This is a genomic window from Bacillus sp. UNC125MFCrub1.1 (assembly GCF_000701305.1).
GTDB lineage: Bacteria > Bacillota > Bacilli > Bacillales > Bacillaceae > Bacillus > Bacillus altitudinis.
Window position 1 is genome coordinate 1,180,988 of the sequence record NZ_KL370769.1, and the last position, 24,334, is coordinate 1,205,321.

26 protein-coding genes and 11 tRNA genes are annotated in these 24,334 nt (G+C 39.8%); 7 read left to right on the top strand and 30 right to left on the bottom strand.

Annotation, left to right across the window (positions count from 1 at the left end):
- Positions 1 to 400: 400 nt before the first annotated feature.
- The 3 genes from trmL to queG all read right to left on the bottom strand — a co-directional run bounded on the left by trmL (position 401) and on the right by queG (position 3,030).
- Positions 401 to 874: a tRNA (uridine(34)/cytosine(34)/5-carboxymethylaminomethyluridine(34)-2'-O)-methyltransferase TrmL gene (gene trmL / locus N521_RS18740; RefSeq protein WP_003211950.1), complete on the bottom strand. Its 474-nt coding sequence runs from the start codon at positions 872 to 874 to the stop codon at positions 401 to 403.
- A 43-nt stretch (positions 875 to 917) separates the two neighbouring features.
- The gene (locus tag N521_RS18745) at positions 918 to 1,820 is read right to left on the bottom strand and encodes an amidase domain-containing protein (protein ID WP_035392596.1); all 903 of its coding nucleotides are present in this window, start codon (positions 1,818 to 1,820) and stop codon (positions 918 to 920) included.
- A 61-nt stretch (positions 1,821 to 1,881) separates the two neighbouring features.
- Positions 1,882 to 3,030: a tRNA epoxyqueuosine(34) reductase QueG gene (queG, locus tag N521_RS18750; RefSeq protein ID WP_026050065.1), complete on the bottom strand. Its 1,149-nt coding sequence runs from the start codon at positions 3,028 to 3,030 to the stop codon at positions 1,882 to 1,884.
- Between the two features lie 83 nt (positions 3,031 to 3,113).
- Here queG and N521_RS18755 point away from each other — a divergent pair, with 83 nt between their 5' ends.
- A complete protein-coding gene (locus N521_RS18755; RefSeq protein ID WP_080934020.1) occupies positions 3,114 to 3,710 on the top strand; it encodes a hypothetical protein in 597 nt (198 codons plus the stop codon).
- A 96-nt stretch (positions 3,711 to 3,806) separates the two neighbouring features.
- On the opposite strand, the gene N521_RS18760 is transcribed toward N521_RS18755, so the two are convergent.
- From N521_RS18760 to N521_RS18820, 12 genes are all read right to left on the bottom strand, one after another.
- Positions 3,807 to 3,880: transfer RNA gene (locus N521_RS18760), tRNA-Gly, on the bottom strand.
- Positions 3,881 to 4,007: 127 nt separating this feature from the next.
- Positions 4,008 to 4,688 carry a hypothetical protein gene (locus N521_RS18765; RefSeq protein ID WP_035392598.1) on the bottom strand — a complete coding sequence of 227 codons (681 nt, stop codon included), beginning with the start codon at positions 4,686 to 4,688 and terminating at the stop codon, positions 4,008 to 4,010.
- Between the two features lie 79 nt (positions 4,689 to 4,767).
- A complete protein-coding gene (locus tag N521_RS18770; RefSeq protein WP_035392600.1) occupies positions 4,768 to 5,049 on the bottom strand; it encodes a hypothetical protein in 282 nt (93 codons plus the stop codon).
- Positions 5,046 to 5,951: a PqqD family protein gene (locus N521_RS18775; RefSeq protein WP_035392602.1), complete on the bottom strand. Its 906-nt coding sequence runs from the start codon at positions 5,949 to 5,951 to the stop codon at positions 5,046 to 5,048. The genes N521_RS18770 and N521_RS18775 overlap by 4 nt, the downstream gene beginning before the upstream one ends.
- Positions 5,935 to 7,401 (bottom strand): hypothetical protein, encoded by a 1,467-nt coding sequence (locus N521_RS18780; protein ID WP_019743966.1) that lies wholly within the window; start codon positions 7,399 to 7,401, stop codon positions 5,935 to 5,937. Before N521_RS18780 ends, N521_RS18775 begins: the two co-directional genes overlap by 17 nt.
- Positions 7,379 to 8,125, bottom strand: coding sequence for an ABC transporter ATP-binding protein (locus N521_RS18785; RefSeq protein ID WP_008349096.1), 747 nt, complete (start codon positions 8,123 to 8,125; stop codon positions 7,379 to 7,381). Before N521_RS18785 ends, N521_RS18780 begins: the two co-directional genes overlap by 23 nt.
- A gap of 115 nt (positions 8,126 to 8,240) precedes the next feature.
- The gene (locus N521_RS18790) at positions 8,241 to 8,453 is read right to left on the bottom strand and encodes a hypothetical protein (RefSeq protein WP_003211695.1); all 213 of its coding nucleotides are present in this window, start codon (positions 8,451 to 8,453) and stop codon (positions 8,241 to 8,243) included.
- Between the two features lie 543 nt (positions 8,454 to 8,996).
- On the bottom strand, positions 8,997 to 10,139 hold the full coding sequence (gene ssuD / locus N521_RS18800) for an FMNH2-dependent alkanesulfonate monooxygenase (protein ID WP_035392606.1): 1,143 nt from the start codon (positions 10,137 to 10,139) through the stop codon (positions 8,997 to 8,999).
- 14 nt (positions 10,140 to 10,153) lie between these two features.
- Complete coding sequence (locus N521_RS18805) at positions 10,154 to 10,942, bottom strand: ABC transporter permease (RefSeq protein WP_225310416.1); 789 nt, start codon at positions 10,940 to 10,942, stop codon at positions 10,154 to 10,156.
- 44 nt (positions 10,943 to 10,986) lie between these two features.
- Positions 10,987 to 11,976: an aliphatic sulfonate ABC transporter substrate-binding protein gene (locus N521_RS18810; protein WP_035392610.1), complete on the bottom strand. Its 990-nt coding sequence runs from the start codon at positions 11,974 to 11,976 to the stop codon at positions 10,987 to 10,989.
- 14 nt (positions 11,977 to 11,990) lie between these two features.
- A complete protein-coding gene (locus N521_RS18815; protein WP_035392611.1) occupies positions 11,991 to 12,758 on the bottom strand; it encodes an ABC transporter ATP-binding protein in 768 nt (255 codons plus the stop codon).
- 163 nt (positions 12,759 to 12,921) lie between these two features.
- A complete protein-coding gene (locus tag N521_RS18820; RefSeq protein WP_019743964.1) occupies positions 12,922 to 13,077 on the bottom strand; it encodes an FbpB family small basic protein in 156 nt (51 codons plus the stop codon).
- Positions 13,078 to 13,342: 265 nt separating this feature from the next.
- Here N521_RS18820 and N521_RS18825 point away from each other — a divergent pair, with 265 nt between their 5' ends.
- A complete protein-coding gene (locus N521_RS18825) occupies positions 13,343 to 14,635 on the top strand; it encodes a homocysteine synthase (RefSeq protein ID WP_008349114.1) in 1,293 nt (430 codons plus the stop codon).
- A gap of 42 nt (positions 14,636 to 14,677) precedes the next feature.
- Here N521_RS18825 and lepB read toward each other — a convergent pair whose 3' ends face one another.
- Both lepB and N521_RS18835 read right to left on the bottom strand, forming a co-directional pair.
- Positions 14,678 to 15,244 (bottom strand): signal peptidase I, encoded by a 567-nt coding sequence (gene lepB / locus N521_RS18830; protein WP_035392614.1) that lies wholly within the window; start codon positions 15,242 to 15,244, stop codon positions 14,678 to 14,680.
- A 156-nt stretch (positions 15,245 to 15,400) separates the two neighbouring features.
- Positions 15,401 to 17,344: a lipoteichoic acid synthase gene (locus N521_RS18835; protein ID WP_035392616.1), complete on the bottom strand. Its 1,944-nt coding sequence runs from the start codon at positions 17,342 to 17,344 to the stop codon at positions 15,401 to 15,403.
- A gap of 534 nt (positions 17,345 to 17,878) precedes the next feature.
- Between N521_RS18835 and N521_RS18840 the strand changes: the two genes are divergently transcribed.
- From N521_RS18840 to N521_RS18860, 5 genes are all read left to right on the top strand, one after another.
- Positions 17,879 to 18,682 carry a DUF2262 domain-containing protein gene (locus tag N521_RS18840; RefSeq protein WP_035392618.1) on the top strand — a complete coding sequence of 268 codons (804 nt, stop codon included), beginning with the start codon at positions 17,879 to 17,881 and terminating at the stop codon, positions 18,680 to 18,682.
- Between the two features lie 18 nt (positions 18,683 to 18,700).
- The gene (locus N521_RS18845; RefSeq protein ID WP_035392619.1) at positions 18,701 to 19,390 is read left to right on the top strand and encodes a DUF1963 domain-containing protein; all 690 of its coding nucleotides are present in this window, start codon (positions 18,701 to 18,703) and stop codon (positions 19,388 to 19,390) included.
- 63 nt (positions 19,391 to 19,453) lie between these two features.
- On the top strand, positions 19,454 to 19,747 hold the full coding sequence (locus N521_RS18850; RefSeq protein ID WP_024719925.1) for a hypothetical protein: 294 nt from the start codon (positions 19,454 to 19,456) through the stop codon (positions 19,745 to 19,747).
- Between the two features lie 117 nt (positions 19,748 to 19,864).
- Positions 19,865 to 20,056, top strand: a complete 192-nt coding sequence (locus N521_RS18855; protein ID WP_017360392.1) for a hypothetical protein — start codon at positions 19,865 to 19,867, stop codon at positions 20,054 to 20,056.
- A gap of 71 nt (positions 20,057 to 20,127) precedes the next feature.
- A complete protein-coding gene (locus tag N521_RS18860) occupies positions 20,128 to 20,673 on the top strand; it encodes a histidine phosphatase family protein (protein WP_035392621.1) in 546 nt (181 codons plus the stop codon).
- A gap of 42 nt (positions 20,674 to 20,715) precedes the next feature.
- On the opposite strand, the gene N521_RS18865 is transcribed toward N521_RS18860, so the two are convergent.
- The 13 genes from N521_RS18865 to N521_RS18925 form a co-directional block, all read right to left on the bottom strand.
- Positions 20,716 to 21,420 (bottom strand): hypothetical protein, encoded by a 705-nt coding sequence (locus tag N521_RS18865; RefSeq protein ID WP_035392623.1) that lies wholly within the window; start codon positions 21,418 to 21,420, stop codon positions 20,716 to 20,718.
- A 119-nt stretch (positions 21,421 to 21,539) separates the two neighbouring features.
- On the bottom strand, positions 21,540 to 22,334 hold the full coding sequence (locus N521_RS18870; protein ID WP_035392625.1) for a phosphotransferase: 795 nt from the start codon (positions 22,332 to 22,334) through the stop codon (positions 21,540 to 21,542).
- A gap of 415 nt (positions 22,335 to 22,749) precedes the next feature.
- Positions 22,750 to 23,175: a hypothetical protein gene (locus N521_RS18875; protein ID WP_035392628.1), complete on the bottom strand. Its 426-nt coding sequence runs from the start codon at positions 23,173 to 23,175 to the stop codon at positions 22,750 to 22,752.
- Positions 23,176 to 23,429: 254 nt separating this feature from the next.
- A tRNA-Leu gene (locus N521_RS18880) sits at positions 23,430 to 23,511 on the bottom strand.
- Positions 23,512 to 23,549: 38 nt separating this feature from the next.
- Positions 23,550 to 23,638: transfer RNA gene (locus tag N521_RS18885), tRNA-Leu, on the bottom strand.
- A 14-nt stretch (positions 23,639 to 23,652) separates the two neighbouring features.
- Positions 23,653 to 23,723: transfer RNA gene (locus N521_RS18890), tRNA-Cys, on the bottom strand.
- 5 nt (positions 23,724 to 23,728) lie between these two features.
- Positions 23,729 to 23,803: transfer RNA gene (locus N521_RS18895), tRNA-Gly, on the bottom strand.
- A 7-nt stretch (positions 23,804 to 23,810) separates the two neighbouring features.
- A tRNA-Gln gene (locus tag N521_RS18900) sits at positions 23,811 to 23,882 on the bottom strand.
- Between the two features lie 9 nt (positions 23,883 to 23,891).
- A tRNA-His gene (locus tag N521_RS18905) sits at positions 23,892 to 23,967 on the bottom strand.
- Positions 23,968 to 23,991: 24 nt separating this feature from the next.
- A tRNA-Trp gene (locus tag N521_RS18910) sits at positions 23,992 to 24,065 on the bottom strand.
- A gap of 13 nt (positions 24,066 to 24,078) precedes the next feature.
- Positions 24,079 to 24,163 (bottom strand) — tRNA-Tyr (locus N521_RS18915).
- A gap of 15 nt (positions 24,164 to 24,178) precedes the next feature.
- A tRNA-Thr gene (locus N521_RS18920) sits at positions 24,179 to 24,251 on the bottom strand.
- Between the two features lie 6 nt (positions 24,252 to 24,257).
- Positions 24,258 to 24,333 (bottom strand) — tRNA-Phe (locus N521_RS18925).
- Position 24,334: the final 1 nt, after the last annotated feature.

The window sequence follows — 24,334 nt, forward strand, 5'->3', positions numbered from 1 at the left end:
GTTTTACAATCTATGCGGAGGCGTCCTATTACATGCTTTCGTTCTTCAAAATGACGAATTGGCAAACTGAATTGACAACCATCCGCAAGACCCTTCATAATAAAGGAAAAACAGGAGAAAAATGATCTTCATCTCCTGCTTTTCAAGGCGAACTTCACAACATATGAAACCGGCAGCGAAGGAACAAAGGGATAAGGGGGAGCTTATATGAGAACGGTCATTATGATGGGCGTCATCATTACGTTTTTAGTATCCATTTTCACAGCTGGCTACGAAGGCAAGCCTGGTAAATGAAAAAAAGGATGTTCCATCAGCGGAACATCCTTTTTCATTTCGTTCATATTTTCAGTACTTACATATTCACTGAAAGCGAGATCGGATCTCGGCTTTTATCATGTTCTTATATCAAATCTCGGTATTGCTGCTGGCGAAGCGCCTCATACACAAGAATCGCTGCCGTATTCGATAGATTCAGTGAACGAACATGCTCTGTCATTGGTAAACGTAGACAGCGATCCATATTCCGTTCAATCAAATCTTTTGGCAATCCACTCGTCTCTCTGCCAAATACAAAGAAGTAGTCTTCATCTAGCTGCGAGTAATCGAACGTTGTATGCGGCTTTTGCCCAAACTTTGTGATATAGAAAAATTGCCCCTTCGGATGAGCCTCAAACAATTCATCTAATGAATCATGATAGACGACATTGGCATATTTCCAATAATCGAGTCCTGCACGCTTCAGCATTTTATCATCTGTCGAAAAACCAAGCGGACGAATCAGATGAAGTGTTGTATTTGTTGCTGCACATGTTCGCGCAATATTTCCAGTATTAGCTGGAATTTCTGGTTGATATAAAACGACATGAAGTCCCAAAAAAGTTCACCTCTAATTTTCTTTTCCGCTCAACATTATACCATTAACTATCCTTTGGAGCATCGTCCAAAATGTGAAAAAACGTATAACGAATATTAGGTGTATAAGCCGTTGAATCTTCATACGACCAGTAACGCATACGGCTGTCATACGTTTGTGCATTCACAAGAGGCATTCCGCCTTTATCATGATCAACGACAATGGTTGTATGATTATACCTACCGTCACCTTCAAAATCGTAGCAAATCACATCACCTATTTGAAGCTCTTGCGGCTCGTTGAGTTTCTTTGCTCTCAACCCCGCTTTGGAATTGGCTAAATAATTTTTCATCGAATGTGCCACCGTCCAGCTGTAGCTCCATGTATGTGGACGAACCCACCAGCCAGATCCACGGTTCGGATATCCTCTCGTTGGCGCATTCCCTGCTTTTAGACATTGTGAAATAAAATTCGTACAGTTATCTTCAAAATTTTTATATGCTGGATTCCGTTTATTCCAATACGTCTCAGCATATTGAACAGCTGCACGCCGGTCATAGTGAAAAGCTCTTCCAAATTGGTCATCTTTTTGGAAGCGCTCATCCACCTGATCTTCCTTTTGTCGTTCTTCTAACATCATCCGATCTTTCACAAGCATGTCGTTATAAAGAAACGCTTCTCTTTTCTCAACCTGTTCCTCTAAATAAAAAGAATCGTCTATATCCTTACAGACATAAGTGAGGTGAGCGAGATATTGTACTTGCTGAGCTCCATCATCTTGAATAGCTGAATCGAGAAGTTTTGCTTTTGCTTTCGCCTTGACAATCTCAACTTGTCTTCTTGCAAACAGCTCTTTCTTTCGCTCCACAGCGTCCACATCAGACATCAGCTGCGGCTGTTTGATCGTACTGCCATTTAATAAATATGCCAGTCTGTCTTCTAACGTTTGTTCTAATAATTGTTTCACACAGACACCACCAAACTTTTTTTAACATCTCTGTTTGGTTCATTCTATGTTCAATGGGAGGTTATTTAGTATTTAAAGGTGTTTGTAACAATTCAATCCCTTTGATGATCTCTTGTTTTGCTTCTTCATCACTTTCCCGCTCAAGGGCTTTTTCCAGTTCTGAAAGCTGCTGACCATCGCCAATTTTACCGATTGCCCAAGCAGCCGTGCCTCGAATGACCGGTCTTGGATCTTTATGCATCAGGTCAACCAAATCTGGCAAAGCAGATGTATCTTTAAAGTGAGCAAGTGCCAAAATGGCATTCCGCTGAATAGGCTTTTTCCCTCGCCATGATCCAGAAACATGACCATACTTCTCTTTAAATTCACGATTGCTGATTGTCAGCAGTGGCTTTAAGAGCGGCTTTGCAATTTCAGGGTCCGGCTCCATTTCAGGATGTAGATGAAAGTCTTTCCCTTTATTAATTGGGCAGACCGTTTGGCACGTATCACATCCATACAACCGATTTCCTATTTTCGAGCGAAATTCGTCAGGTAAAAACCCTTTTGTCTGTGTTAAAAACGAAATACACCTTTGAGAATTGAGCTGGCCTGGATTCACAAGAGCACCCGTTGGGCATGAATCCACACATTTATTACAAGTTCCACACTGGTCTTCTATTTTCTCATCCGGTTCAAATGGAACATTTGTAATCATCTCAGCCAAATAGACATAAGATCCGAACTCTGGTGTGATAATCATACAGTTCTTTGCACTAAAGCCAATGCCAGCACGTTCGGCTACAGCACGGTCAGACAATTCACCTGTGTCCACCATTGATTTTGTCCGTATATCTTCGTGTTTACTGCGCAAAAATTCTTCAAGCATGTCGAGCTTTTTTTTCAGCACAACATGATAATCAGTTCCCCATGAAGCCCTGCAAAAAATCCCTCTTCTTGCATCCTTTGTACTTCGGGGAGCATCTTTCATTTTGGAAGGGTATGCGAGCGCAATGGCGACAATTGATTTTGCTTTTGGAAGCAGCAAAGCAGGATTTGTTCGTTTTTCGATATCAGGCTCTTCAAAACCGGACAAATACCCTAACGATTCATGCAAGATGAGGCGGTCCTTTAATGAATCAAATGTATCAGCACTTGCAAATCGAATTTTATCGACACCAATTTCGTTCGCATATTGAATTAATTCTTCTTTTAATTGTCCAACATGAATCACCTTGCAAACCTCCTTTCTTTGTTTCTTCAGTTGTTTTCAGTATAATACGAGTGTATCATGACCGATTGGAGTGAGTCACTGTGAAGATACAAATGGAAATCTCCCAACCTCAAAGCCCGTCTATCCATGTTGGACAGATTGAATATTCACATATTGAGATAGGAAAATCCCCTCAAATGTTAAAAGGCAGACTGCGCCTGTTTCAAGAATCTTTGTTTTTTGAATATGAAGATCAAACTTTGGAAGAAGTACCAGCGATCAAAGAATGGACGAATCTTCTAGAAGGTATCCCCTTTCTTCCGCTACTTGCTGATATTCAAAAAGAACAATTTATTGACTCGACCAATTCCGCACAGGATTTGTCGATATTTTTTTCATTAAAATATTTCTTGCCTATCCTTACATTAGATGCCGATCAATTGAAAGGGCCTCTTTCATTATCCAAAAATGAAACTGGTCATATTGAATGGCAGGATGGCGAAGAGCTTACAGGGTTATTTTCTCAAGCAAGTAAAGCTCAAATTTCTCAAGACACAAAAAGCATTCTTCAAATCATTCTCTTCCCACCATCTATTTCCCGGGAAAAGAGTGAGGCACTTATACAATCCTTGACGAAGATGTTTATACAAATACATGGTGGAGAAAGTGAATATGAACTCATTGAAAAAGCACTGTAGGTCACAGTGCTTTTCACATTATACTGACATAATAAAAAACGCAACACTTCGTTTATCTATGAAACGAAATACTGCGTTATAAACAAAATTATGTATTGGAGCGGGTGATGAGAATCGAACTCACGACATCAGCTTGGAAGGCTGAGGTTTTACCACTAAACTACACCCGCATCAATCTTTTAAAGACAACGTCATTGCGTTGACTTTTATTATGTTACAACTTTCTTAACAATTCGTCAAGAGAATATGAAGATTTTTCGTCAAAAAATTTCATATTCTCCATATATATTACGATAGTTATTTGTCTAGCTGCAAATACACCAAATAAGCCTGCTTTACATCTTTTAATTCCTCTTTCAGATTCTTTTCAGAACCTGTTAAACCAGAAAACTCATGGTTCATTCCAGTTGTGATGGTAGTAGAAATTAATTTTTTCTCTCCAGGAGACATGTGAAAAAGATCTGAAGCTGATATCGTTGTGTTTCCTCCCACGTCCTGTTTGAAATCCATGCTAGTCGAGAGTTTCGTTAGTTCGCTTTGCTCTTTATCTTTCCATAAGCTATACGTTACTTTTAACAGATCATCTTTTTCATCTTCTAGCTGATAGATAAAATTCACACTGTTATCGACGCCATTTTGATGAAGGTCAATGGTGATTTTTTTTGTATCTTCTTTTAATAATTGTCCATCTTTGTAATGCATACCGATCAAGGATACACTTTTATTACTGCCTTTTAGTCCTTTCACTGTCATCGCTTCAAACGGCTTATCTGATAATGCTTCCAAAAGACTTTTTTCATTTTTTGTTAGTTTCATAGGTTCGACAGTTACTTCATCGTGAGTTGCTGTTTCCTTATTTTTCTCTGTTGCAGGTTTTTCTGAGACCGTTTTCTCTGTCGTTGTTGTTTCTGCAGCCTTCTCGCCGCATCCTGCTAATAGAAAAACAGTCAATAAAAGAATGCTCCATTTCTTAATCATTGATATCCCCTTTTATACATTTATTTTTTATTATACTAAAATTTGGTTTAATATACAAAAAAAGATTAGGAGAATTCTCCTAATCTTTCGCTTTTTTCTGTTTCATGGCTGATAGGAATGCCACAATGAAAAAACTGACAGCAAAAATGACAACCATATAAATAAAAAAGTTTGGTTTGATTTGGAACGTAAATGCAGACGAACCTTCCATCTCAAAAGCAAGACTGTTAAATAATAATTCATTATTTGTTTTTGATTGAAATAAGTGATAGAACAGAACACCAATGGTCAGCATCGGAAAACCTAAGAAACCTAGGAAACTACCAACAATTGCACCTTGTTTCATTGCCTGAACGTTCATGATCGTTGTCCTCCCATTCCACCAAGCAATAACTGCTTCATAATAGACTTACCATCCCCCATAAACGGAAGAAGGTAGAGCAATTGAATAAAATACGTGATTGAAAAAATGAAAAACCCTGTCGAAATTGGATTTTCTTTTAGAAATAAAACAGTCACAATGATTCCGACTGCGCCAATGAGCCCCGGCAAAAGCGGACCAAGCAGTGTAATCCACACCTGTTTTTTCTGAAACGGGTCTAAAACAGGCCTCACAAATTTCACAGACATCATATCGCTCGCAAAAAAGCCTTGAGGACCATCCCGGCCGGCGAACTTCCGATGTGCATACCCATGTGCCGCCTCATGCAAGGCAGTTCCAGTAATTAATCCGAAATAAATAATCGTAAAATAAATCGCAATGGCCGCAATCGATGAATCAGGAATAAATAAAAAGGCGATTCCCGCCATGATCATAAAGAGCACCCAGAAAAAGATGATTTTGCGCGTCACCATCAGCAGAGCCGTACCCAATATGTGAAGAAATGAATGACCCGTGCAGTCAAACCGCTCTTTCATCTTTACTTGATACTGCTTAAAAAATTGACAGAAGGCTGTGACAGTCCGATATGGCGATTGATAATGAATCGACAGCAAGTGATGCTGATTCAGCCCCATCATCAATTGATAAAAATCGCGGGCAATCACAGACTCATCGACCTGAAACAAATCGGCGAGTTCTGCCGTAATACTCGCCTCTGTCCTTTGACCATCCACTTTCGTTAACATATGATATGCACTTTCGTTAATTGGAAGTGAGCTTCCGTACTGCGTATCAGTCAAATGCCTTTTTTGTAAAGTCACATATGGCGCAAGTGCCGGCACCCGCTCAATCTTTAGCTTATTGTTAAGAAGTTGAATCATGTGAATACCTCCATGAAAAACCTTTATATATGGCAAAGATGAGCAGACATTCAAATCCTGCCACAAGCAGCCACTGAAGCATTTGACTCGATTCCCCTATCACATAGTTTCCAATAAATACAATCGGAATCATGATTAAAATAAGCGCTCCAAACGAGAAAATACCTGTGTATGGATTATTTCGATCAAGGGGCAATAAAATACCTACCACATAAAAGAGAGCCGTTGCATTACACAAGACAGCAGCGCCAATCAACACGATCCATATCTGATCCGGGAGCGTCAGTGTTGTGATCATAAATAAAACAATTTGGATCACACCAACGAGCAAAAGCCCGAGGAACTTATAAAGAGCCACTTCCCACGGCCTTAGACCAAACGTTTTATACATCCCAAGCATACGTTTGTCATTGCCAAATGAATTAAAAGCTGTTAACCCAGCTAGCGCACATAAGACAAAAAAAGCTTCTCCTTCAAAGCGGAAGGCAAACTGATAACGGACAAATAAAATGACAATAAGGAGGATGAGAAAGTTTAAAATATTTTCTTCATTTCTCACTTGTGACTTTATTTCCTTTACAATGAGTGACCACTTTTTCGAAGATGAAAATGGCAGCTTGTGCAGAAAGGTTAACGCTTTTTTCTCAGCCATAATTGGCATTAAAGCAAGAGAAATAAATGCGCCTCCCGCAGATAATAAGATGAAGAGGATCAAAATCGCATAATTCACCCCGTCAGGAGACATCCCTTGTGCCGCTAAGAAAAACGGCGCTGTAAAATACATCAAATGATAATCAAACTGTACATATGATTGCTGTATTTGATTGATGTCGAAATGTGTCATTCCATACGCTACAACTAGCGCTAATAAAACAAATATCGCTGCAAATTTTTGCAACGGTAATTTTAATTTTAGTACGAGTAAATAAGTCACGTTGTAAATGAGCTGAAGCAGTGTTAAGACAAAGAGCGATTGCAACAGCACCATCAAAAAGAACGTAAGAATAAAGAAAATACCGATCCCTTGTGCAATAAAATTAGGTAAAAGCAAGATCCCGATGAAAAATAAAACAAGCCCTGTCACGACTGTCACCATCGGAATGAAGTAACCAAGACTTTTTTGAAAGGTAGACAGCGGAAACCAGCTGAGCTGCATAGAAAAACGATCTTGTTCAGGTGTTCTGACTTTGATCAGCACAAATAACAAGCTTGTAAAAATGGATGCATTGATTGCCATCGACACAACCAACAACCCAAGTGAACGTTCATCTCCATTTAAGAAAGCCTTCATAAAGACACCCGTAAAACTGTATCCGATGATGGCTCCCATTGTGACTGCAAACAAAAAGAATAAGACCACAATGATTCGCTTCGTTTGAGTATCAAAGAGCTTATACATCTCCTGCTGCCACATTTTAAGCATCATTTTAGAAATGATTAATGATTTCATCAAAATGTGCACCCCTATCACTTAACATTGAAGCTTTCAGAAACACCTGTTCCAATGTGCTTGATTGATACTTTTCTTTTAAGGCCGAAACCGTCCCTTCATCCATTTTATTTCCTTTAGAAATAATGGCGATCTTGTGGCACAGCTCTTCCGCTGAAAGCATATCATGCGTTGAAAGCAAGATTGCACCATGGTGCTCGGCATAACGTTTCATTAGTTTCTTTGTGTTTATAACCGCTTCAATATCAAGTCCTCTAAAGGGCTCATCCATGATCACTAATTGACTCTCAAGCATAAAGGCAGCAATCAGCTGTGTCTTTTTTTTCATTCCATGGGAATAGGTTTCAATCGGTCTTGATAAAGCTGATTCCATATCAAACAATTCAATTAGTTGATTTCTTCTTTGAATTGTTTTACATTCATACATAGAAGAAACAAAATCTAAATATTCAGCACCAGTCAATGCTTCAGGGAGCAGCAGATCATCTGGAACATAGGCGACTTGTTTTTTAAAGGATGGATCATCATTTGTGACATCCTTGATATGAATGGTTCCTTCTGTATGCTTAATGATGCCGAGTACACAGTTAATCATCGTTGTTTTACCGGATCCATTTGGTCCAGCCACAGCAACGATTTGATGAGGGGCAATTTTCAAATGAAAATCATTGACAGCAGTCACGTTATTTTTATACGTCTTGGTTAAATTCTCGATCGTAAACATATAACCTCCAAGTGTCTGCATATTCTTTAAAAACAGATCAGGCTAAACCGCCCGCCACAGACGGTTTAGCCCTGGTGTCTTATCTAAGAAGTAAAAAGATGAATCCTAAGTATAGCTACTTACATTCAATTTGGACTTTTAAGCCACTTTCCCACTGAACGGCTCCTGTAAAGCTACCCTTGCCGTTTGCTAAACACCAAACTGCTGCTCCTAGAACAACTGTTGCTCCCAATCCAAGAAGGACAGCAACAAATACTAAGAACCAAGCTTGGTCCATAATAGCAGGTTCCATAGTGGAATAGTCAACTTGCGGCGCTGCATAAGTCATACTTTTCACCTCCCAGCTTATGATGATCGTATCATAGGCGTCACACTCCAAACATCAACAGAAGATCCCATTTTTGACCGAACATATTTTCGTGTAAAATGTGACTTTTTATTCAATTGTTCATGTTCAACTGTATAAATTCTCCCTTTTTTACTATTTTTCACCACAACATAAGAACCACAAAACCCAAATATTGTCAATAAATCCATCTTTTTTCTGCCTTTTTTCAAATAGTTCATTTTCATCATCTCTTCTATTTAATCTTTCATTTTTTTGAGATAGAAAGAATTCCCCCGATATATCAGATATAAAAGTCCTAATTATATGTCGTTAACACATCAAATACGACATATTAACTGATAATTCCGACAAAAGAGTGAGCATATTTTCCTTCTTCTCTTGTCTCTTAAAATATGTATATACAAGAAATTCTGTTGGGAAAAAAGCCCTTGCCTTCTTCCACAGCACATATCATTTTACTTGCATCTCTTTCTATAAAAAAAGCAAAGCAGCCCGACACAAGTATGACTGCTTTGCTTTCATTTATGAGGAACTTGCAGCAGAGGCTGTATCAGGAAAGTAATTGTTCCCAATAATTTCACCAGCAGGAACGTGTGGTCCTGCATCACCATTTCTTTTAAATGGGAGAAGCGGGAAAACAAGTTCTGCTAAATAATAAGATTCTTCTAAGTGCGGATAACCAGAAAAGATAAATGTATCAATACCTAGAGACTGATATTCTATTATACGTTCTGCTACTGTATGCGGGTCCCCGACGAGCGCTGTTCCTGCCCCGCCTCTAACTAAGCCAATGCCTGCCCAAAGATTAGGGCTAATTTCAAGCTTCTCTTTATTCCCTTGATGTAATTCAACCATTCGTTTTTGCCCTACTGAGTCCATCCCTTGTAAAGTCTTTTGCGCCTCATCAATAGTCTCTTGATCTAAATGACGAATCAGATGTTCCGCTGCCTGCCAAGCTTCATCTTCCGTTTCTCTCACGATCACATGAAGTCGAATACCAAACCTCACCGTTCTTCCTTCCTTTTCAGCCTGCTTTTTCACTTGTGCGATTTTCTCTTTTACTTGTGCAGGCGGCTCGCCCCAAGTTAAATAAACATCTGTATGTTTTGCAGCGGCTTGAATGCCTGCTTCTGATGATCCTCCAAAAAAAACGGGTGGATGTGGTGTTTGAGCTGGTGGAAATAGCAGACGTCCATTTTGTGCTTGCAGATGCTTCCCTTGAAACTGAACATTCTCTCCTTTCAATAACCGCTTCCAGATGGTCAAAAATTCTTCTGTTGCCTCATAGCGTTCATCATGAGAAATGAATAGCCCGTCTCCTTCAAGTTCTTCTTTACTTCCTCCCGCTACAACATTGATCAGCAGTCTCCCGCCTGAAAGCCGATCAAATGTGGAGGTCATTCTAGCAGCAACAGACGGCTGCATCAACCCTGGCCGAAGAGCCACAAGAAACTTTAAATGAGTTGTTTCTGCAGCTAAAGCGGTCGCTGTCAGCCATGGATCTTCACAAGATCTACCAGTAGGCAGCAAGACCCCTGTGTACCCAAGCTGATCGGCAGCTTGAGCAATTTGTTTAAAATACGGATAGTCTGCCTGTCTTGCCCCTTTCGATGATCCTAAATAACGCCCATCCCCATGCGTTGGAATAAACCATAGAATATTCATCATATCGCCTCCTGTTATTTTTCACCTTGATAACTTGTGCGCCATTTGAGCAGTCGCTTTTCTAACAGCCGTACAAATGAATCAGTCATCTTACCAACTACCGCAAAGATGATAATCCCTACAAACACTTTATCCGTTTGCGAGAATTGTCTTGCATCCATAATCATGTAGCCAACTCCACTACTCGACCCCATCAATTCAGCCACCACTAAACCAAGCCAGGCAATGCCTAATGAAAGCCTCACGCCCAGAAGAATATGAGGAAGGGCAGCAGGTAAAATGAGCTTTGTGATATTTTGATACAGATTAAACTCTAAAGCGCGAGCCACATCGAACAGCTTGTTATCTACACTGCGAATTCCTAGAAAAGTATTGATATAGATCGGAAAAAAAGCCCCAAGTGCAATCAATAAAATTTTCGCTGATTCATCAAAACCAAACCAAAGAATAAATAAAGGAGTCACCGCTAAATGAGGAACTGTTCTCAGCATTTGCAAGGTCGGATCTACATACTGCTCGGTTTTCCTAGAAAAACCGACACACAGACCCATCGCAAGTCCTAAACCTCCCCCAAGTAAAAACCCGCATATTGCTCTGTAGAGACTGATGTAAAGATGGCCAAACAGCTCACCGGAACGAATCAACTCACGAAAAGATTCCGCAATGACAGTGGGTGCAGGTAGTACAGTAGAAGAAACGATTTGGGAAGCAGCAGCTCCCTGCCAAATCGCAATGAGTAAAGCAGGTAATACAAGTCCTTTTAACATGATGAAGGATGAAGCTTTTCTCCTTTTTTTCTTCATTCGCTCAGTTTTAGTCACAAGGGCTGGGTTAGATGCAGCTTTCATCAACTCTTCTCCTCTTTCAGCATTTTTTCAATAAACGAATTATCTACCACCTGATTGACATCAATCTTCCGCTGAATCGCCTTTGTTTGATATTGAAAATCAGCTGTATGCTGCTGGGCGTTTATGATCTTCTTAGAAATGGGCTCATTGAGCGGCTCTGTATTGTTTAATACTTGTGTCACCACCTTCTGATCTAATTGTTTCAAACGAGCATAAAGTGTAATGGCTTCCTGTTGATGGTCTTTCTGCCATTTCACCGCTTTGTCATATACTTTTAAAAATTGCACCACTAGTTCAGGGTACTCATCGGCAAACTTGGTTCTGACAAGTGTGAATCCAGGTGAATATAAATCGGTCGCTTCTCCATTAACCAGTAGCTTTGCTCCCTTTTCTATCGTTTCAAGTGATAAGAACGGCTCCCAGATCGACCAAGCATCAACTGATCCATTTTCAAACGCAGATATTGCCTCATCCGGCTGAAGCTGAATGATCTGAACATCCTTTGCAGATAAACCAGCCTGATCTAATACTTTGTATAAAAAGTCAAAACCACTGCTTCCTTTGGCAACGGCGATTTTTTTCCCTTTTAAATCTTCTACTTTTTGAATCTCACTGTTCTTATTCACTAAAATCCCATTCGCCTTTAACCCATCCTGAGATAAACCAATTTCCTTAAAATCAATACCTGCTGCCTGACCAGCTATAACAGGTGAATTACCAACCTGTGAAAAATCTAATTGATTGGCGGCGAGCCCTTCGAATTGGGGAGGACCACTTTGGAACTCCACCCACTTGACTTTCATACCTTCTTTTTCAAATGATTGCTCAAACCACCCTTTTTCCTTTGCTAAAAGAAGTGGGCTTAGACTTTGCTGAATCCCAATCCGAACCTCTTTCGGCTTGTCTTCTGATCCATTCGCTGCTTGACCACACCCAGCTAATACAAGGAGGATACCCAGAAAGAGAACGATCCTTTTTTGCCTTTTCATTCGATTTGACCTCCTTAAATTCCTGAGCCATTCGTCAGTAACAGCTCATCTGTTTTCTCAAATTCTGAAAGCACCTTTTGTCTTAAGCTCTGAAAAGCTGTTGACGTTCTATTCCTCGGGAATGGTAAGTTCACGGGAAGGATTTTATGAATTCGGCCGGGTCTTGCTTGTAACAGCACAATTTCATTGGCTAAATAAATGGATTCGTCAATATCATGAGTGACAAGCACCATCGTTGTTCTTTTCTCCTGCCAAATATCCAGCAGCACATCCTGTAAGTGTTTCCGTGTAAATGCATCTAGCGCACCAAAAGGTTCATCAAGCAATAAAATCTCCGGATCACGCAGGAGTGCTCTTGCAATAGCAACACGTTGTGACATCCCGCCTGAAAGCTCATGTGGATAGGCGTGTTCAAAACCTTTTAACCGAACAATTTCAATTAATTCATCCACTTTGCGGCGAACAGCCACCTGTTTTAAATTGAAATTGGCAGCGATATTTTCTTCGACCGTCAGCCATGGAAACAAGCGATGCTCTTGAAAGATAAAGCCCTGTTTCATTCCTGGTTCTACCACACGCCTTTCTCCTATCACGATCTGCCCATCATAATCTGTATCAAGCCCTCCAATCATCTTCATCAATGTACTTTTCCCGCAACCGCTCGGACCAATCACCGTCACGAATTCACCAGGAACGATGGTGAACCTTACGTTTTCAAGCACTTGAATGGTTTGTTTGTCTTTCCAAAAAGACTTATCCACAATATCAACGGAAATAGTCAATGCAAGTTCACTCCTCTTGTCATCAGATAGATACACAGAAAGGCCCTTATCCCAAAAATAGAGATAAGAGCCTTCGTGTTGTCCGATCAGCTATTCATATTGAGTTGTTAGCACCATCCTAAATCATATTATTCCTATAAATCAACTGTATTTTATAAAATAGTTATTTCGACCTTGTATGCTTTTCATCAATACGATCGTAAATGGCTTCTATTCGTTCTTGATTGCTGTAAATCTCATATTTGTTTCGCTCAATCAAAATGTCTAATGTGATATCCAAATGTTTTCTGTATTTTTTTCGTTTTTTCTTTTTCTCCATCTTCAACTTCCCTCCTGATTAAAATAAAAAAAGGCCCTTCACTCATGCTTGAGTGAACGAGCCTTCGGTTGACCGATCAGCGATTCTTGTTGGTATTTTCAGTATGCTTATGTTAATACATACTATTCCGACATGTCAACTATATTTATTGTTTTTTCAGATTTATCTAAAAAATGATTGACCGGGCAGTAAACAAGATTTATAGTCTTATTAAATATTTCTTATTAAAGTAGTTGGTTTTATCTAACAAAAGGAGGATACACACATGTCAGAAGAACTTCAATTTCGTTTAGAAACAAAAGCAATACACGCAGGTCAAGAACTGGATTCAGCCACCTATTCAAGAGCTGTACCTATTTACCAAACAAGCTCTTTCGGTTTTAGAGATAGTGAGCATGCGGCGAATTTATTCGGACTTCAGGAACCCGGTAATATTTATTCACGTATTATGAACCCGACAAATGATGTGTTTGAAAAACGGATCGCTGAGCTTGAAGGTGGAATTGGTGCACTTGCTGTCTCCTCAGGACAAGCAGCGACCACTTACTCCATTTTAAACATTGCAGGAGCTGGTGACGAAATCGTATCCTCCAGCAGTCTGTATGGCGGCACATATAATTTATTTGCTCATACCTTGAAAAAGCTTGGAATAACAGTAAAGTTTGTGGATTCCTCAAACCTTGAAGAACTTGAAGCAGCCATTACAGATAAAACAAAAGCAGTGTATGCAGAGAGCATCGGAAATCCAAAAGGCGACATTTTACATATTGAAGCCGTATCAGCCATTGCACACAAGCACCATATCCCTCTAATTGTGGATAACACACTTGCCAGCCCTTATTTGTTAAGACCGATTGAATTTGGTGCAGACATTGTTGTCCATTCAGCGACGAAATTCATCGGCGGCCATGGCACATCCATTGGCGGAGTCATCGTCGACAGCGGCAAGTTTCCTTGGAGTGATAGTGATAAGTTCAAAGGCCTGACGGAACCAGACCCTAGCTATCATGGTCTGACGTATACAGAAGCGATTGGCGAAGCAGCTTATATCACAAAAGCACGTGTACAGCTCTTACGTGATCTAGGGGCGGCTTTATCACCATTCAACTCATTTTTACTCTTGCAAGGCTTAGAAACATTGCATCTTCGCCTTGAACGCCACAGTGAAAATGCATTGAAGACAGCACAATTTTTACAAGATCATCCTCTTGTAGAATGGGTCAGCTATCCAGGTCTTGAAGGCCATGAATCCTTTGAGCTGGCTCAAACTTATTTACCAAAAGGGCAAGGCGCCATCCTTACATTCGGCATTAAAGGTGGTAAAGACGCAGGAAAAAAACTCATTGATTCGGTTCAGCTTTTCTCACATCTTGCAAACGTAGGCGACTCTAAGTCACTCATCATCCACCCTGCCAGCACAACGCATCAGCAATTAAGTGAAGCAGAGCAAAAAGCCACAGGGGTGACACCAGAACTTATTCGTTTATCTGTTGGAACAGAAGCGATTGAAGATATTCTGGCAGATCTAGAACAGGCGATTTCAAAAAGCCAGTCTTAACCAAACAAAAAAAGCACACACCTGTGTGCTTTTTCTTATTGGTTAGTGATTGATTAATCGAATATCTTGGAAGGGATAAAACACGAATGATGTTGTCCCTTGAATGTCACTCTTTGTAAAAAGACCTAAACCGTTGCGGCTGTCCATAGAGTTTTGGCGATTGTCACCCATGACAAAGTACTTTCCTTTAGGGACTGTAAGAGGGCCAAAATCAGGTGTCAGCAAGGTGCCATCTGCGGCAGCTTTCTTTTTGTTTGATGCTAAATAAGGCTCCGCCACTTTTTGACCGTTCACATATAGCTGGTCATTTTTCATTTCGATTTTATCACCAGGTAAACCAATCAATCGTTTCACATAGTGAGTACTACGCTCTTCCCCATCAAGAACAATGATTTGTCCGCGTTTATAATCGCCAAAGTAATCGACTGTTTTATTCACAAACACCCGCTCTGTATTATGCAGTGTCGGTTCCATAGAAGTCCCCTTCACAATATACGGTGCGAATAAAAAGTTACGAATGATAAAAACAGCAATAAATGCGATTAAGATGGCTTTGATCCAGCCCCATAATTCTGATTTCTTTTTTTGTGTTTTTGTATTTGTTGTCATAAGCTCCTCCTGAAATCCCCTAGGACAAAATGAGTTATCGCCAGCTGACCGCTAGCGCCACGCTTGTTTCTCCCTAAATATAAACATATTTTGCCAACAAATCAAGCTGTAAGAGAGAAAAAGGCAAGCACCTTTCTGTGCTTGCCCAAAACTCAGTTAGTTAGCAGAAGAATCCGCTTCTGTCTCTTTGTTTGTTTTACCATAGAAATAATCAGATGGATTCACTGGTTTAAAATCAGATAGCTTATGGAATCGAAGAAGATCCCTGTACAGTACTTTATCTGACAGGCTTAACTGATTATCAACACGGGCTTTAATCGTTTCTGTCTTTTTGTTTTGTTTCACCACTTTACCCGTTTTTGTATCGTAGACCGTATTATCTACAAGGGTATATTTTGGTGTCACATAGTTTCCGTTACGGAATGCAACAGTTTGATCATGCTTCTTAGAGAATAAATCTGTTCCAAAATTCACGTACTCATTTGAATCAATACCTTGTAAGTGAAGAAGCGTTGGCATCACGTCTACTTCACCGCCATACGTATGATTCACGCCGCCTTGTTTCCCAGGGATCCGAATCATGAGCGGTACACGCTGATTTTGAGCATTTTGATATGGCGTAATTTCTTTCCCTTGAATCTCACTCATTGCACGGTTATGGTTCTCAGAAATACCGTTATGATCACCATATAATAGAATCACTGAGTCTTTATACAGACCCGATTTTTTCAAGTCCTTAAAGAATTGTTCTAATGACTCATCCAAGTATCTCGCTGTTTGGAAATAATTATCCACTGTTTTATCGCCAGTTGTTGCCTTAGCGATTGTCGCATCTTTCTCATCTAAATTAAATGGATAATGGTTGGTCAATGTCATTAAGTGTGCATAAAATGGCTTTTTCATTGATTCTAACATTGGGATTGATTCTTTAAAGAATGGTTTATCCTTCAGACCCATGTTTACAAGGTTTTCTTCATCCATGTTGTAATAAGATGCATCGAAGAATTGATCAATTCCCATATGTTTATAAATCGTGTCACGGTTCCAGAAAGATTTATAATCCCCGTGAAGCACTGCACTCGTATAGCCTGCTTTTTGATCTAAGATGGCAGGAAGTGATTGGAAGGTATTTTCACCTTTTGTCACAAACGCTGCACCCTCTGGTAAGCCAAACATACTATTATCCATCATCAGCTCAGCATCAGAAGTCTTCCCTTGACCAGTCTGGTGGAAGAAGTTATCAAAATACGTAAAATCTTCTTTTCCATGAGCTAGTTTGTTTAAAAACGGCGTCACTTCTTCTCCATTTAACTTGTAGTCAATTAAAAATGACTGGAAGCTTTCTAAATGGATTTTGATGATGTTTTTCCCTTTAGCTTGACCAAAGTATTCTGCATTTGGTTTCGCATAGTGAGAAGTCGTATAGTTCACGACATCCGTTAAATCATCACTACTCGCATTTGCTACCTGCGTTGCATTTTGTGCGGTTTGCACGCCGTCATAAATCGCATAGTTATAAACACCTAAATATTTCACAATGTACTTATGATCAAATGTTCTCGTCAATAATTCTGGACGATCTTTTTCAGCTAAGTGTAGGTTAACGAAGAACAGTCCAACACCTGCAGCCACAATCAGCAGTGCGAAAGTTTTTTTCATTTGGAACTTCTTCACTTCTGGTCTCCAAATGACAATGGCAATTAAAATGATGATATCAAGGAAGTACAAAAGGTCATGCGGCTTAATACTTGCTAACACACCGCCAGTCATACCTCCCCCAAGATTACCGGCTTGTTTCATTGTCGGGAATGTTAAAAAATCATCAAAGAAACGATAGTACGCTACATTCGCATATAAAAGTGCGGTCATAATAAAATCAATGACAATTAAAACAATGGCCGATTTACGCCCCTTCAAAAAGAGAGCAAGTCCTAAAAACACGATGGCTGAACTGAATGGATTTAATAAGAGAAGACCCTCTTGAAAAGATCCCTTCACTCCTAAATTAAAGTCCATTTTGTAGGCTGTGTACGATTTTGCCCAAAATAAAAGGACAGCCAAAACAAAAAAGCTATATTTGTTCGCAAATATTTTTTTCATAAAACCTCTTCTTTCTTATTTTCGATCTGATATAAATGAAATCATAAAAAATTTACATTGATTTTGCAAATGTAAATCTTCTGCACCAAGCATTCCGATGCTCTTTTATCCGCAGGTTACATGTGCTCCTTTAATATAACGAATAAGAAGCATCATAAGTTTCAAAAAAAATACGAGTAAATAAAAGGAAAAATATCCATTTACATTAAATTTACTGCCGCTTCATGTTTCAGAGAATGATGAAGGTTTTGTAAATCACTCAGTACTACTTTACTTTTTTCATCTAATCGTGTCAAAGTAATTATAAAGAAAAGGAAGAATCACCTAGGCTTTTCGACTCACTTAGCCAAATTTATACAAAATCCGAACCGATTTGCTTTTTTATTGTGACTCAACCTCCAGCAATCCATGTATCCTCTCTGTTGCCACAAACCTAAAAAACAGTTTTAAGCAAAAAAAGCTTGATTTCCCCTGCCAATGTACGGTGTGATAAAGATATAGCTCCATCAAATAAATCAAGCTGGGGGACATCCTATGAAATCAAACAAACAAATCAACATATTTGAACAAAGATTCTCAGAAGAAGTGATAGACATCATGGCTGTTACAGGACCTTCTGGAGTCGGCGCAGGAAAAGCTGGAAAAGAAACTTTTTGGACTGCTTCAATCCCGCTCATTGCATGGAAGGAAAAAGACCGCATCATAACCGAAAAAGTGAGACTGTGCTGGTTAACAGATGACAAGGGATTACGAGAAAAACAAGCGCAATTACATAAAGAATCTATCGTCACACTTCAAGTACGTAAAGGTGAAGGTGAATTTATGCTCGTTTCACTTGTTGATACAGATGCTGAAGATAAGGAACTTCAAGAAATATTAGAAGAAGCTCAACAACCTATCTTTTACCACGATGACAAGCTGGGTACCTTTGAATTAGTGAAAGGACTAGACTTATTTGAAACAACCATCCAGTGGGGCAATGAGGAGTGCCTACTTTACTTCAACCTTGAAGAAGAGGAAGAAATGAATGACTCTCTGAAAACGGCTAGACAACTCGTAGAAGAGCAGACAACATGGGATGCCTCCATGAAGTCATATGCAGCGAATCAGCTGATTGAACTAGCAAAAGATTGGCAGGAACAAGACGTCTCCGCTGAAAATTCAGAAGAGATCACACCGGATCAATTTATCAGCCGCATCTCTCTTGAAAGCCTCCATGCTTATCCAAATGGAGAATTCGAAGCCTACTATCATGACGGAGGTTTATTTTGGGGACATGTCATCATTGTCTCTGGCAATATGAATGGAACGTTTCAAGATGCACACATTGCTGGCTAAAGAATGGGGGATGGATAAATGAAGATCAAAGCTTTTGACGAATTAAATCAACTAGGAAAAACACCTATTGTAGCCAAAATAGGCGGGTTTCGCCCTGATCCATCTAAGTACAGTTGGTTTGCTGGTCATTTTTTCATCCAACGTAATAAAGGGTGGCCGGCAGATCAAGATGGAGCTATGATTCCCATTTTACAAATGTATTTACCCGAAGTACCAGGGGGAATGAATGGCTTTGATGAATGTAAGATGATTCAAATTTTCATCAACAAGAAAACCCTTCCGATCGATATCGCCAAAAACGGTGATGGCTGGAAACTCATTGAATATTCATCAATGGAAGGATTAGAAATCGCTGAGACCCCTGAAGACGTGAAAGGAATGAAACCTTTCCAGATAGAGTGGCTCGAAGGGGAACAACCGGATTATCCATGCTGGGAGGAAGCTTGGTCATACGTTGACTTATCAGAGGTTAATGAAAGTCAAGAAGCGTCAGATTATTTCTTCGAGCATTACTCAAACTACTCATTCACAAAAATCGGTGGATACGGAGCTTACATCCAATCTCCTCCCCACCAGATGTCAGGAGAATTCATGCTGCAAATCGCCTCTGAAGAAAAACCTCGGTTCATGATTGGTGATAACGGCACGATGTATTTCTATTACGACAAAGACAATAAAGAATGGTTCATGCACTGGGATTGTTTTTAAACTGATTGAATGGAACCTTTCCCCTTTCTAACCGTAATAAACGATATGAAGGGGGCCAGAGGTATGGGATTCATTTTAGACATCTTCAATCTTGCTCTGTATATCCCTTTTTTACAGGTAGATGAAGATGATATATCACGGAATGCAGCACAGCTAAAAAAATACAGCTGGTTTCAAGCGTTATTAAGTGATCAAACGAGCAGAGAGCTGATCATTTATGATCAAGGAGTCCGGCGTGTAATTGGTCAATTTAAGACGAGTAAACTCCATAAGAAGCCATACAACATCAGATGCGAACGAAAGGTACAACAAGCCATACACCGTGCCATGTCAAAACACGGAAAGATCCGCACTTAGCTGTGGCTCTTTCCGTACAAATGTAATAAATCCTTTTGAAGAAAACAATTGACGCTCGGACAACTCTCCCCGTATATTATGTATAAATCCATCTTTTTTTAGAAAAGGGGGCCTCACATGCGCTTGTTTAAGAACTGGAGAAAAAAGCAGCACAAACAGCCGATTACTTCAGAAACGCAAGAAGACAGCATCCCAATTAACTTTTCCACCCTTCCCTTTGGCACAGACACCATAGATGATTTTTTGTTCAACTTAGACCTAACCTCAAAACTGATAGATCCATACAAAGAAGCAGACACGAACAAATAGAACCTCAACTTTCGTGAACCCTCATCCAATATTGGATGATTTTTTTATACTTAGAGGAAGGTGTACCCCCTATGAAGACATATTATTTCGTCAGACACTGTCAAGCAGATGGACAATCCGAGGATGCGTCTTTAACGCCTCAAGGCATCACACAATCGCATGAACTCGCACAGTTTTTTTCCGGCATTCAGCTCAACCAGATCATCTCAAGTCCTTATAAACGAGCGATTCAAACCGCTGAGCCCCTTGCTTATGCCAAACAAATAAAGGTACAAATTGACAAACGGCTCTCTGAACGTAGGTTAAGCAGTCAACCAATGAAGGATTGGTATGAAAAACTAAAGCTCAGTTTTTCGGACTTGCATATGACCTGTGAAGGCGGAGAGTCGAGCCAAGAAGCGATGAATCGTATTGTAGAGGCACTCTATGAACAAATAAAATTAGGAAGAGATCATACTTTATTCGCCACTCATGGCAATATTATGAGCCTGCTTCTAAAACACGCCGATCCCGCAATTGGATTCAAGGAGTGGGAACAACTAAGCAATCCAGATGTCTACATCCTGAAATATTTTAAAGCAGACCATGTAGAAATAGAAAGAATATGGCATAAATAAAAAAGGCAGGGTTGACCCCAGCCTTTTTCTTATGAAAAACAACTATTGATTATAGTAAAATGTCTGTACCCACTCATAGGGCTTCTTACGATCCGCACACCATTTCACAAAGCCTCTTGTCTCCGTCTGCTGAAATTCCTTCCAGTCCGATAAAAGCTGGTTATAGTAGACTGCTAGTTTTTCAACATTGCTTTGAACATTTTTATCTTCGATCAGTTTCATGACATCTTGAATCCCTTGAATTCGCTCATGATCTTTCTCATAGGTGCTTAAATAAAGTTCTTCATGTATATGATGAAACGAATACCACAAAGCCGAGAAATAGGTTTCGCAAATTTGAACAATCACTCGCTGCTCTTTGCTGCCTCCCATCTCTAATGCCTTCAATAAATAGGGCAGACCTTCCCCCTGATGCACAAACAAGCCTTGCCAGCGATACGGTCTCACATCCATTGGATCAATATTTTCCCACTCTCGAAGAACAGGGTGGATCACCCCATGTACCAATGGATACACAAGCAAATGATGACCATCCTCAAAACGTTCAATGTAATCAAACAGCCAAACAACAAATGAACGCCGTGCTGTAAATTCGTTCTTATTCATCTCTTTAACAAAAGACTGAAGAACCTTTAACGCATCTTTACGCAGACCCTGTTCTTTCCTTACACAGTACTGTCTAAAAAGCGGATAATCATGTGATCGCTCATCTTCAATAATAGTCTGTAATATCGTCTTCATTTGCAAGATAACAACTCCGCCTCTTTACATTCATTTTATTGAACTATTATAACCAATTGTAACATCCACATGAAACTAGTAAAAAGATGAGTTGTCCTTTTTCTTTTATAAAACCCTTGGCATCCTCAAATCCATTCTTTTCTGTGTTCATGAATGAATTGTATGTCTTTTTGATAATGTTCAAGGTGCCCGTCATGAATCATTTTTTGAAAGGCTCTATCCCCTTCACTCGCTTTTCGCTTCATGTATTGACATAAACCTTCTAAACGCAGCAACACCATGTCCACATAATCTTCTGGTATTTCCTCACCATAAGCTTCAAAAAACAGTTTGACTCTATACTTTATATGGGCTGCATGCTCTAATGTATGATAATTTACGACCTCCCCTGTTTCAGTACGAAAAAACCTACTGAGAGGGACACATGTATAGAGAGTATATGCAATATCCCAAAGCCTTGGACCAGGGGCAGCTACATCAAAATCAATGATTCCCACTGGCTTTTTATTTTTGAAAATAATATTGTACATCGCAAAATCATTATGGCACACAACCTCTATGTTGTTAGGCGTATTGTCCATTCGTTCCCAATCGTCTGAAATGGGAAAATCACAAACAGCATCATGGTACAGTCTAAGCATTTTCGCTATTTCTTTTAAAGCATTGTGAGAGTACATGTATTCTTTTAAGGGATCATGACCGGCCTCACCTTCAATGAAGGACAAGATCTCTCTACCTTTTTCATCAACCCCCAAAAACGTTGGAGCATAGGAGAAATTCTTTTTTTCTAAATGCTTTAGCAGCTTTTGTATATTCATATTGTCTGACTTTACCTCTCTGCGAACCGTATCTCCTGAACGATATACGTTGGAGACATTTCCACCTGTCAATAACTCTTCATGATCATTTTGTTTTTTCATAAATTCTCCCCCAAACTGGGTCACAATGATGATGCAAGCTAAAGATGTGTATGTACCCACAAATATTCATTTAGTTACACAAAGGTAATTCACTGTTTTATGTGAATGCGCCAATCCATTCTGTTTCCTTATATGGTTAAATGTATCGTACCAAATGTTGCAAATCATCTAAAGTTTATTCTGTTAAAAGTAGTACATGCTCATTCTGTTCTAATAGGATTCTATTTTCATCTAAATAACTCATTTAAACCACAAAATAACGTTTCACCACGAGGGTGAAACGTTGGGTTCACGGTAAAAACCAAACTTTTAATAGATACCGGTGGCCGGAGTCGAACCGACACTCCGTGATAAATGATTCCAAAAAGGCAAGGTATACCCTCTTAAAGTAAAGCACCTGTTAATGAAATAAGAATTAAAGTTCTTCTTGATATATTGCTAATTTTATCGGCTTTAAAGTCAAAGGAATTTTAAACTCATGAATACTTTCAATATGATGAAAAAAATGATCTATATCGTCATAATCCATTGACCATTCTTCTACTACCTTTAACTTTTTTAACTCGCTTGTTGGTTTAAATAAAAATTCACAGTGCAGTTGTTCCATGTGAGAATAATCATCTTCTTCATAAATTGTAAACTGACGTACAAAATCAAGATGAAATAGTTCCTCTCCTGTAAAATCATAGACACCACACTGAAATAAAATTTCTTTATCTTCTTCGCCCTCAACGGTCTCCTTTGAAAAAGCCTTAAATGTTTCCCAAACCTTATTTATCTCATCGGTATCTTCACCGATGCTATCTTTAAGATAACTTTCAGCATTTTTAACCGTAATCATTACAACACCTCCTATGTACAATTGATCCAATCCATCTTCAATTGTCCTGCCCCTTTAGTTTAATCATAAGGTAACCATCAATAAAGTAAAAGTTAATCTCCTTTGAACACAATTTGAAGTAATTTTTTCGTGTGAAAAATCAGGTAAACAACAAATAAAAAAAGCCCTCCTACAATTTGTAGAAAGACGTTTTAAACGTTAATATTCTTTAATTCTTCTGTAATTGATGATAATAAAGAATATCTAAAACTAGATACCGGTGGCCGGGGTCGAACCGGCACTCCGTGAGGAACACGATTTTGAGTCGTGCGCGTCTGCCAATTCCGCCACACCGGCATGATCATTAAAGAGCGCAACTTATAATAAATAAAAAATGGTGCCGAGGGCCGGACTTGAACCGGCACGGTAGTCACCTACCGCAGGATTTTAAGTCCTGTGTGTCTGCCAATTCCACCACCCCGGCAGTCTTTTCAAAAAAGGCGACACCCGGATTTGAACCGGGGATAAAGGTTTTGCAGACCTCTGCCTTACCACTTGGCTATGCCGCCATAATTGGAGCGGAAGACGGGATTCGAACCCGCGACCCCCACCTTGGCAAGGTGGTGTTCTACCACTGAACTACTTCCGCATATCAACTGGGCTAGCTGGATTCGAACCAACGCATGACGGAGTCAAAGTCCGTTGCCTTACCGCTTGGCTATAGCCCAATAATAAAATGGGGCGATTGATGGGAATCGAACCCACGAGTGCCAGAGCCACAATCTGGTGCGTTAACCACTTCGCCACAACCGCCATAAATGTTATGAATCATATAATTGGCAGGGGCAGTAGGAATCGAACCCACACCGGAGGTTTTGGAGACCTCTGTTCTACCGTTAAACTATGCCCCTATGAAAATAAAAATGGTGGAGGGGGGCGGATTCGAACCGCCGAACCCGGAGGGAGCGGATTTACAGTCCGCCGCGTTTAGCCACTTCGCTACCCCTCCACATTTGAAAAACAGTGCCGGCAAGAGGACTTGAACCCCCAACCTACTGATTACAAGTCAGTTGCTCTACCAATTGAGCTACACCGGCAAATAGTGGTGGCTCGGGACGGAATCGAACCGCCGACACACGGATTTTCAGTCCGTTGCTCTACCAACTGAGCTACCGAGCCA